Source organism: Micromonospora sp. NPDC002411, from assembly GCF_053592955.1.
In genome coordinates this window covers 1-9,381 of record NZ_JBSFBM010000263.1, presented here as the reverse complement: position 1 = coordinate 9,381, position 9,381 = coordinate 1, and the positions used below count along the sequence as shown (strand labels likewise).

Genomic DNA, 9,381 nt, shown 5'->3' with positions numbered 1-9,381 from the left:
CAACGCGATCATGGAGCTGCTCGGCGTGCCGCCGGGGCCGGTGGTGGGTAGGGCCTGGAAGCACCTCAAGGAACTGCGCCTCGAACACGGCCCGCCGGGAACGACACCATCATGGTTGTCGGCCTGGAGACCAACAGCTTCCTGGACGAGGACTATCGACAGTGGCGGCCGTCGCGGATCGCGGCGGAGCAGGGCGTCAACGTCGTGGTACATCAGGTCGGCGCCCTGGCGTCCGGCGTCGTCGGCCTCAGCGAAGAGGCCCTGCTGATCAGCCGGGAGGAGCTGCCCCGGTTCCTGGCCGGTTGGTACCCGTACGAGCTGACATTCCTCGACGTGCCGGGCACGCCTTCCGCCGAGCGCATCGACGAGATGATCGTCGTCATCGGAGCGGCCACGTACGACGAGCCGGTCCTGCCTGCTCTGGCGGGCTCACGCCTGTTGTACTCCGGGCACGACGACTGCTACGTGGCTGTCGAGACGACGGACCGTACGGTGCCTGCGGCGGTCCTCGGCCGGCTCCTGGCCTTGCTGGTCGGCTCGGCCCTTGTCGACACCACTGTGGCGGAGGTGACAGCGCCCGACGTCGAGACCGTGGAGAGGCTGATCGAGGAGGGCCGGCACTGGGTCGGCGAGCTGGGCCCGGCGACGCGGGGTTCGGTGGTCGTCGATCTGTATGCCACTTCCGAATCGTGGCGGCTTGGTCAGTCGGTCCCGGAACAGGTCGATCGCAGGGTGGTTTACGACGTCGCGAGCAGGGTCTGGCGGTTGACCGAGGTGGGAAGCGTTGGGCCATAAGCAAGGGGGTGCCCGTTTTGTCCGGAATAGAGATCACTGGGGACGGCTTCGAACCGCGCACACCGTAGCGCCGTGTTTATGATCGACGACCCCGACCGGGGCACGGAAGCCGGACCGTCGGGTCTGGCCGGAGCAGGAGACGAGGTGCGCGACGGTGGACCGCGAGGCGTACGCCTGCTGGGTGCGCGAGCCCGGCGCGGCGGAGATCCGCCCGGTGACGCTTCCCGCACCAGGGCCCGACGAGGTGCTGGTGCGGGCCCGCTACTCCGGGGTCAGCCGGGGCACCGAGACGCTGGTCTTCGCCGGCCGGGTGCCCCCCGACCAGTACGCCGCGATGCGCGCGCCGTTTCAGGAGGGTGACTTCCCCGGCCCGGTGAAGTACGGCTACCTCAGTGTCGGCGTGGTCGAGCAGGGGCCCACCGACCTGCTCGGGCGTACGGTGTTCTGCCTGCACCCGCACCAGAGCGCGTACGTCGTGCCGGCCACCGCCGTGGTGCCCGTGCCGGACGGGGTGCCTCCCGCCCGGGCGGTGCTCGCCGGCACTGTGGAGACCGCCGTCAACGCGCTGTGGGACGCCGCGCCGCTGATCGGAGACCGGGTCACCGTCATCGGCGCGGGCATGGTGGGCTGCTGCGTCGCCGCGTTGCTCGCCCGGTACCCAGGCGTGGACGTCCAACTGGTCGACACCGACGCCCGCAAGGCCGGGGTGGCCGGCGCGCTCGGCGTGCGCTTCGCCCACCCCGATGACGCGAGCGGCGACCGTGACCTCGTCGTGCACGCCAGCGCCACCAGCGCCGGCCTGCAACGGTCGCTGGACCTGCTCGCGCCGGAGGGCACCGTCGTCGAGCTGAGCTGGTACGGCGATCGCCCGGTGCAGGTGTCGCTGGGTGGGTCGTTCCACTCGGGCCGGCTGACCGTACGCAGCAGTCAGGTCGGCATGGTCGCGCCCGCCCGGCGGGGACGGCGCAGCTACGCCGACCGGCTGGCGCTCGCCCTGGACCTGCTCGACGACCCGGCCTTCGACGCCCTGATCACCGGCGCGTCCCGGTTCACGGACCTGCCCGACGTGCTTGCCCGACTGAGTACGGGCGACCTGCCCGCGCTCTGCCACCTCATCACCTACGACGACGGGGAGTGACAGTGTTCAGCGTGACCGTTCGGGATCACATCATGATCGCCCACAGTTTCCGGGGCGAGGTGTTCGGCCCGGCCCAACGTCTGCACGGGGCGACGTTCGTGGTGGACGCGACGTTCCGCCGGCCCGACCTGGACGCCGACGGGATCGTCGTCGACATCGGCCTGGCCACCGAGCAGCTGCGGGCCGTGCTGGGCGACCTGACCTACCGCAACCTGGACGACGAGCCGGCCTTCGCCGGGGTGAACACCACCACCGAGGTGCTGGCCCGCACGATCGCGGACCGGCTGGTCGAGCGCGTGCACGCCGGCGACCTGGGCGCGGGAGCGCGGGACCTCACCGGCATCACCGTCACCCTGCATGAGTCGCACATCGCCTGGGCCAGCTACGAGCGGTCGCTGTGATCGATGCCGGGCGGGCGGCGCCCGCCGACGGGTCGGACACGACCGGCCGTTCGGTGCACGTCGTCCTGCCCGGCGACATCGACGATCCCGCAGCTCCCAGCGGTGGCAACACCTACGACCGGCGGATCTGCGCCGGGCTCGGGGAGCATGGCTGGTCGGTGCGCGAGCACCCGGTGTCCGGCGCGTGGCCGGACCCCGACCCGGCCGACCGGGCGAAGCTGGCCGAGCTCCTCGCTGCCCTGCCCGACGACGGCGTGGTGCTGCTCGACGGCCTGATCGCCTCGTCCGTGCCGGACCTGCTCGTCCCGCACGCCCGCCGGCTGCGCCTGGTCGTCCTCGTGCACCTGCCGCTCGACGACGAGGCGGAGGCCCGGGCGCTGGCCACCGCGCGGGCCGTGGTGACCACCAGCGAGTGGACCCGCCGCCACCTCGTCACCCGCCACCGGGCCCTCGCCGACCGCGTCCGGGCCGCGCCGCCCGGGGTGCGACCGGCGCCGGCGGCACCGGGCTCGGTCACCGGCAAACGGTTGCTCTGCGTTGCGGCGGTCACCCATCACAAGGGGTACGACGTGCTCGTCGACGCCTTGTCCACGGTGGTCGGGCTGCCCTGGACGATGGTGTGCGCGGGCACCCTGCACCGGGAGCCGGATCTGGTGCGACGGCTGCGCGAACGGCTCACCGGCGCCGGCCTCACCGAACGGGTGCGATTCGCGGGCCCGCTGACCGGTGCGGCGCTGGACGCCGCGTACGACGACGCCGACCTTCTGGTGCTCCCGTCCAGGGGTGAGACGTACGGCATGGTCGTCACGGAGGCGCTGGCCCGCGGCCTGCCGGTGCTGGCCACCGAGGTCGGTGGGCTCCCGGAGGCGCTCGGGTACGCGCCCGACGGGGACCGGCCGGGCCTGCTGGTCGCGCCCGACGACGCGGCCGCGCTGGCCGGGGCGTTGATCAGTTGGCTGACCGACGACGCGCTACGCGTCCGGCTGCGGCGGGCCGCCCTGGCCCGGCGCGACACCCTGACGGACTGGCCGGTGACCACCGCGTTGCTGGCCGCCGCGCTGGAGGAGGTGGCGGGATGACCGTCGAGGAGACCCTGTCGTTCGCCGACTGGCTGCGCCTGCGTGAGCCGGCGGACGCGGCGGCACGTGCCGAGGACCTGCTGGACGCCGTCCGCCCCCGACTGGCCGGCGCGACCCCGACGGTGATCCACGACCTGGGCAGCGGCACCGGCTCGATGAGCCGTTGGGTGGCCGCCCGCCTACCCGGTCCCCAGCACTGGGTGCTGCACGACCGGGACGCGGAGCTGCTGGCCCGGGTCGCCGAGGGCATGGCCGGGGTGGTCGCCGCCGACGGCGCACCGGTGACCGTCAGCACCCGCTGCGGTGATCTCACCCGGCTCGACGCCGCCGACCTGGCTGATGCTTCCCTGGTCACCGCGTCCGCGCTGCTGGACATGCTCACCGCTGAGGAGATCGAACGGGTGGTCGCCGCCTGTGTCGGCCGGCCCACCCTCTTCGCCGTCTCGGTGACCGGGCGGGTCCTGCTCACCCCGGCCGACCCGCTGGACGCGGCGGTCGAGGCCGCGTTCAACGAGCACCAGCGACGTACCGTCGACGGTCGCCGACTGCTCGGCCCGGACGCCGTGGCCGCCACCGTCGCCGCGTTCGCCCGCCACGGCGTCGACGTGCGGGAACGGCCCAGCCCGTGGCGGCTCGGCCCGGAGCAGGCCGACCTGGCCGCCGAGTGGCTGCGGGGTTGGCTGGGCGCGGCGTGCGAGCAGCGCCCCGAGCTGGCCGGCCCGGCCCGGGCGTACGCCCGCCGTCGGCTGGACGAGGCTGCGGCCGGACAGCTCACCGTGCTGGTCGAACACAGTGACCTCCTCGCCGGTGGATGAACCGTTCACGCCCTGGGTACGTGCACTAGGGCAAGTGGACGATCTTCAAGGGGAGGGCCGACGCCGATGTTCTGGGCCTGGGCACGAGTGGTCGGTGGGGTGGGTCTGCTCGCCGTCCTGTTGTGGCAGGTGGGCAGCGGCCCGTTCCTCGCCGGGGTGCGGCTGATCGACGCGCCCGCGTTGGGCGCGGCGCTGGCCATCGGGGTGCTCACCACGGTCTGCGCGGCCTGGCGGTGGAGCCTGGTCGCCGGCGGCCTCGGCGTACGGCTGCCGCTGGCGACAGCTGTGGCGCACTGCTACCGGGCGGTGTTCCTCAACGCCACCCTGCCGGGCGGGATGCTCGGCGACGTGCACCGGGCGGTACGCCACGGCCGTGACGCCGGTGACGTGAGCCGGGGCATCCGCGCGGTGGTGTGGGAACGTACCGCCGGGCAGGTGGTCCTGGTCGGCGTCGCGCTGGTGGTGCTCGCGGCCTTCCCGTCGCCGGTGCGGCCGTACCTGCCGCTCGCCGCCGCGCTGCTGGTCGGAGGTGGGCTGGTCGCCGTGCTGGTGGCCCGGGCCGTGCCGAACGCCGGCCCGTCCCGCTGGGCGCGGGCGCTGCGCACCGCCGTGGCGGACGTGCGCTCCGGCCTGCTGGCTCGGCGCACCTGGCTCGGCGTGCTGATCGCCTCCGCTGTCATGGTCGCCGGTCACCTCGCCACCTTCCTGGTGGCGGCACGGACCGCCGGGTCGGACGCCCCCCTGTCGCGGCTGCTGCCGTTGACACTGCTGGCCCTGCTCGCCATGGGCCTGCCGCTGAACGTCGCCGGCTTCGGGCCCCGCGAGGGGGTGGCCGCGTGGGTGTTCGGCGCTGCCGGGCTCAGCGCGGCCGAGGGTGTCGCGACCGCCACTGTCTACGGTGCACTGGTGTTGGTCGCCAGCCTGCCCGGAGCCGCCGTGCTGCTGGCCCGGCGTTCCCGGACCCCGGCCCCCGCCCGGGAAGCCGCCTCTGCTGGCGGGTGTTGAGTGGGTGGTGAGACGTACGCGTCGCCGCGTGTCGGTGACGCCGGACAGAGGAGTCCCATGCCCGAAGCATTGCCGGTAGCCACGATCCGTACGCAGGTCACCGTGCCGCTGACGTTTCCCAACGGCTACGCCACGACCGTCCGGGTGTTCACGTTCAAGGGCCTCGTGGACGGTCGGGAGCACCTGGCCTTCGGCCTGGGCGACTGGGCGGGCGCACTGGACCGGCTCGCCGCCGGCGGAGAACCCCCGCTGGTCCGCCCCCACAGCGAGTGTCTGACCGGCGACGTGTTTGGCAGCCAACGCTGCGACTGCGGGCCGCAGTTGCACGAGGCGGTGCAGCGGATCGCCGAGACCGGCGGCTTCCTGCTCTACCTGCGGCAGGAGGGCCGGGGCATCGGCCTGTACGCCAAGCTCGACGCGTACGCGTTGCAGGACGCCGGTCTGGACACCTACCAGGCCAACGTGGCGCTGGGTCGGGGCGAGGACGAGCGGGACTACACGGTCGCCGCGCAGATGCTGGCCACGCTGGGCGTGCCGCGGGTCCGACTGCTCAGCAGCAACCCCGACAAGGCCGAGCAGTTGACGCGGTTGGGCGTGGACGTCGCCGAACGGGTGCCCACCAGCGTGTTCCTCTCCCCGGCCAACGCCGGCTACCTGGCGGCCAAGGCGGCCAAGGCGGCGGAGACCGAGGCGGCGGAAGCGCTTCCGACTCGCACCTCCGACCGTCCCGCCTCCCGATGAGCGGCCGGTCGGAGTCCACGCGGCCGTACGTGCTGCTCAGTTGCGCCGCATCGATCGACGGGTACATCGACGACGCCTCCGACCAACGGTTGCTGCTCTCCAACGAGGACGACCTGGACCGGGTCGACGCGGTCCGGGCCAGCTGCGACGCGATCCTGGTCGGCGCCGGCACGGTCCGCCGCGACGATCCTCGGCTGCTGGTGCGTTCGGCGGACCGACGGGCCGAGCGGGTGGCGACCGGCCGACCCGAGTCGCCCGCCAAGGTCACGTTGACCGCCCAGGGTGACCTCGACCCCACCGCGCGCTTCTTCACCGCTGGCGAGTCGACCCGGCTCGTCTACTGCGCTACCGGCGCGGTGGAGAAGTCCCGGGAACGCCTCGGCCGCCTGGCCACCGTTGTCGACGCGGGGGAGCCGGTCGACCCCGACTGGATGCTGACCGACCTGGCCGCGCGGGGCGTACGGCGGCTGATGGTGGAGGGTGGCGGGACGGTGCACGCGCAGTTCCTCGCCGCCGGTCTCGCCGACGAGCTGCACCTGGTGGTCGCCCCGTTCTTCGTCGGCGACGGGCGGGCGCCCCGGTTCGTCGGTGAGGGTCGCTTCCCCTGGCACCCCGGCCGTCGCGCCCGGCTCGCCGAGGCCCGCCAGATCGGCGACGTGGTCCTGCTCCGCTACGCCCTCTCCGACCGCTGCCCCGCCGATGACGCCCCCGCCGCCTGATCGTTCGCGCTGGCCCACGCCGGCACGCGCTGGCTCGCGCACCGAAGCAGCATTCGCTGCGAGCGTGATGCCGCTGCGGCATCTTGATGCCACACAGGCATCACGCTCAGAGCGATTATCCGGTCGACGGCGACGCCGGTGTCCGGCAGGATTCCCGGATGTCCGTACCGTCCCTTGCCCTCCTGCGCTGGCAGTTCGACCTGACCTGGTCGCTGTTCGAATACCACCTCGAACGACTCGCACCCGAGGACTTCCTCTGGGAGCCGGCCACGCACTGTTGGTCCGTGCGGCGCGGCGCCGACGGCAGCTGGACCCCGGACTGGGCCGACACCGAGCCCGACCCGATTCCGGTGCCGACGATCGGCTGGCTGACCTGGCACATGGGCTGGTGGTGGACGGTCGCCATCGATCATCTTCGGGGCCGACCACCGCGGGAGCGCGTGGATGTCGCATGGCCGGGCGCGGGGGAGCCGACCGTCGTGTGGCTGCGCGGGATGCGTACCGAGTGGTGGGGTGTTCTCGACAGTCTCACCGAGGCAGACCTCGACAGCGTCGCCACGTTCCCGTGGCAGAACGACACCGACCACACTGTCACGCACACGATCGGCTGGGTCAACGCCGAGTTGATGAAGAACGTCGCGGAGATCGGTCAGCTCCGGCTGATGCGCGCGGCACAGCCCATCTCTGATCACCAGATGCCCCGGAGGCTCTGATGGGCACGGGTGGCTTCTCGTTGCGTGGCGGCTTCGGACTGCGCGGGCTGCTCGACGGCCTGCTGACGGATCCCGCTCGGTATGGTGGCCAGCGTGCCCGCACTGGTGAAGATCACTGAACACAACGTGGAAGCCGCGTGCCGGCTGACCGTACGACCCGACCAGGAGAAGTACTCATCGCCGGTCGCCTGGTCCCTCGCCGAGGCGTACGCGCAACCCGAGATCGCCTGGCCACGACTGATCGTGGAGGGTGACGAGATCGTCGGCTTCCTGATGGGCTTCTTCGACATCGAGTGGGACCGACCGGACGACAGGCGCTCGGGCCTGTGGCGGCTGAACATCGCCGCCGAGCAGCAGGGCCGGGGGTACGGCCGCTACGCGGTGGACGCCGTCCGCGCGGAGGCCCGCAGGCGAGGGCACGACCGGGTCTACACCACCTGGGAATCGGGGGAGGACGGCCCGGAGGGGTTCTACCTCAAGCTCGGGTTCCGCCCCACCGGGGAGACCAGCGGAGGCCAGATCGTCGCCGTCCGGTCCGCCCACTGAGCCGGGATCACCGGCTTCCCTGACCGAGTGATCAGTGGGGCGGCGCGGCCTGCGTACGATGCGGGGTCGAATTCCCCTCGTCTCGGCGGAGGTAACGGGCAGATGGCAGGCCAGCACGAGGGTTTCGCCCTCGGCGTCGACCTCGGTACGTCCAACACGGTCGCGGTGCTGCGCTGGCCGGACGGGCGGACCCGTCCGCTGCTGATGGACGGTCAACCGCTCAGCCCTTCCGCCGTGTACGCCGACCCGGACGGCACCCTGCACACCGGCTGGGACGCCCGACGGTTGGCGCAGACCGACCCGGCCCGGTTCGAGGCGAACCCGAAGCGTCGGGTGGACGAGCCGACGGTGCTGCTCGGCGACCGCCCGTACCCGCCGGCCGACCTGCTTGCCGCGGTGCTGGCGGCGGTCGGGCGGGCCGCGGTCGGTGCCGTCGGCTTCCTGCCCCCGGCCGTCCTCACCTGCCCGGCCGCCTGGGACGCGACGCGACGGCAGGTGCTGGCCGACGCGTTGCTGCTGGCGGGCTGGCCGCAGGTCGCCGAGCACACCCTCGCCGGGCCGACGCCGCCGGGCACCCGGCTGCTGCGGGAGCCGGTGGCAGCCGCCCGCTACTACACGCAGGTGTTGCAGAGGCCTGTTCCGGTGGGCGGCGCGATCGCCGTGTTCGACTTCGGCGGCGGGACGCTCGACGTCGCGGTGCTGCGCAACGAGGGCGCCGACCCGTGGGGGGACTCCGGCTTCAGCGTCGTCGCCGACGGTGGCCTGCCCGACCTGGGCGGCCTCGACCTCGACGCCGCCCTGGTGCGGCGGGTCGGCGAGGTGGTCGGTGAGCGGCACGCCGCGCAGTGGGCGAGGCTGGTCCGACCGACGGACCCGGCGCAGCGCCGCGACCAGGTGCGGCTCTGGGACGAGGTACGGAGTGCGAAGGAGACGCTGTCCCGGTCCACTGTCGCACCGGTGGCCGTGCCGGGGGTGGCCGAGACGGTCCAGCTGACCCGGGACGACGTCGAGCGGGTGGCCACGCCGTTGCTGCACCGGGCGGTCGAGCGTGCCCGGGAAGTGATCGCCGAGGCTGGTCTGCGCCCCGATCAGCTCGCCGGGTTGTTCCTCGTCGGTGGATCGTCCCGGATCCCGCTGGTGGCCCGGATGCTGCACGCCGAGTTGGGGATCGCCCCGACGGTGCTGGACCAGCCCGAGTTGCCGGTGGCCGAGGGTGCGTTGACCGACCTGCCACTGCGCAAGGCGCTGCCGGCCCCGGCCTACGCGGGGCCGCCGAGCCCTGTGAGCCCGCCTGCGCCGAACCCTGTGAGCCCGCCCGCGCCGAGGCCCGTGGGCGATGAAGTCCTCACTGCGGGTCGGCGGCAAGAACACGCTCAACATCTACCTCGGCGAACTGAGCGACGACCTGCTGGGTTGGGCGACCTTCCCG

Annotated in this window: 10 protein-coding genes and 2 pseudogenes; all 12 read left to right on the top strand. The window is 73.0% G+C overall.

Features of this window, described 5'->3' with window-relative positions; translation table 11 throughout:
• Positions 1-111: 111 nt before the first annotated feature.
• The gene (locus tag ACWCO3_RS25865; protein ID WP_450012479.1) at positions 112-795 is read left to right on the top strand and encodes a hypothetical protein; all 684 of its coding nucleotides are present in this window, start codon (positions 112-114) and stop codon (positions 793-795) included.
• A gap of 154 nt (positions 796-949) precedes the next feature.
• Positions 950-1,933: an NAD(P)-binding protein gene (locus tag ACWCO3_RS25860; protein WP_450012477.1), complete on the top strand. Its 984-nt coding sequence runs from the start codon at positions 950-952 to the stop codon at positions 1,931-1,933.
• Positions 1,934-1,935: 2 nt separating this feature from the next.
• Positions 1,936-2,334: a 6-pyruvoyl trahydropterin synthase family protein gene (locus tag ACWCO3_RS25855; protein WP_357834051.1), complete on the top strand. Its 399-nt coding sequence runs from the start codon at positions 1,936-1,938 to the stop codon at positions 2,332-2,334.
• Entirely contained in the window at positions 2,331-3,413 is a 1,083-nt protein-coding gene (locus ACWCO3_RS25850) for a glycosyltransferase family 4 protein (protein WP_450012475.1), read from the top strand. The genes ACWCO3_RS25855 and ACWCO3_RS25850 overlap by 4 nt, the downstream gene beginning before the upstream one ends.
• Complete coding sequence (locus tag ACWCO3_RS25845; RefSeq protein WP_354881044.1) at positions 3,410-4,228, top strand: class I SAM-dependent methyltransferase; 819 nt, start codon at positions 3,410-3,412, stop codon at positions 4,226-4,228. Before ACWCO3_RS25850 ends, ACWCO3_RS25845 begins: the two co-directional genes overlap by 4 nt.
• Before the next feature lie 66 nt (positions 4,229-4,294).
• Complete coding sequence (locus ACWCO3_RS25840; RefSeq protein ID WP_145781046.1) at positions 4,295-5,233, top strand: lysylphosphatidylglycerol synthase transmembrane domain-containing protein; 939 nt, start codon at positions 4,295-4,297, stop codon at positions 5,231-5,233.
• Positions 5,234-5,290: 57 nt separating this feature from the next.
• Entirely contained in the window at positions 5,291-5,974 is a 684-nt protein-coding gene (locus ACWCO3_RS25835; protein ID WP_450012473.1) for a GTP cyclohydrolase II, read from the top strand.
• Positions 5,971-6,693 carry a RibD family protein gene (locus ACWCO3_RS25830; protein ID WP_450012471.1) on the top strand — a complete coding sequence of 241 codons (723 nt, stop codon included), beginning with the start codon at positions 5,971-5,973 and terminating at the stop codon, positions 6,691-6,693. The genes ACWCO3_RS25835 and ACWCO3_RS25830 overlap by 4 nt, the downstream gene beginning before the upstream one ends.
• A 158-nt stretch (positions 6,694-6,851) precedes the next feature.
• Positions 6,852-7,406 (top strand): DinB family protein, encoded by a 555-nt coding sequence (locus ACWCO3_RS25825; protein ID WP_357934618.1) that lies wholly within the window; start codon positions 6,852-6,854, stop codon positions 7,404-7,406.
• Positions 7,407-7,499: 93 nt separating this feature from the next.
• The gene (locus ACWCO3_RS25820; RefSeq protein WP_435795328.1) at positions 7,500-7,952 is read left to right on the top strand and encodes a GNAT family N-acetyltransferase; all 453 of its coding nucleotides are present in this window, start codon (positions 7,500-7,502) and stop codon (positions 7,950-7,952) included.
• A 102-nt stretch (positions 7,953-8,054) separates the two neighbouring features.
• Positions 8,055-9,110, top strand: a pseudogene (locus ACWCO3_RS25815) (Hsp70 family protein); the annotation flags it as partial.
• A gap of 175 nt (positions 9,111-9,285) precedes the next feature.
• Positions 9,286-9,381, top strand: a pseudogene (locus tag ACWCO3_RS25810) (zinc metalloprotease); the annotation flags it as partial.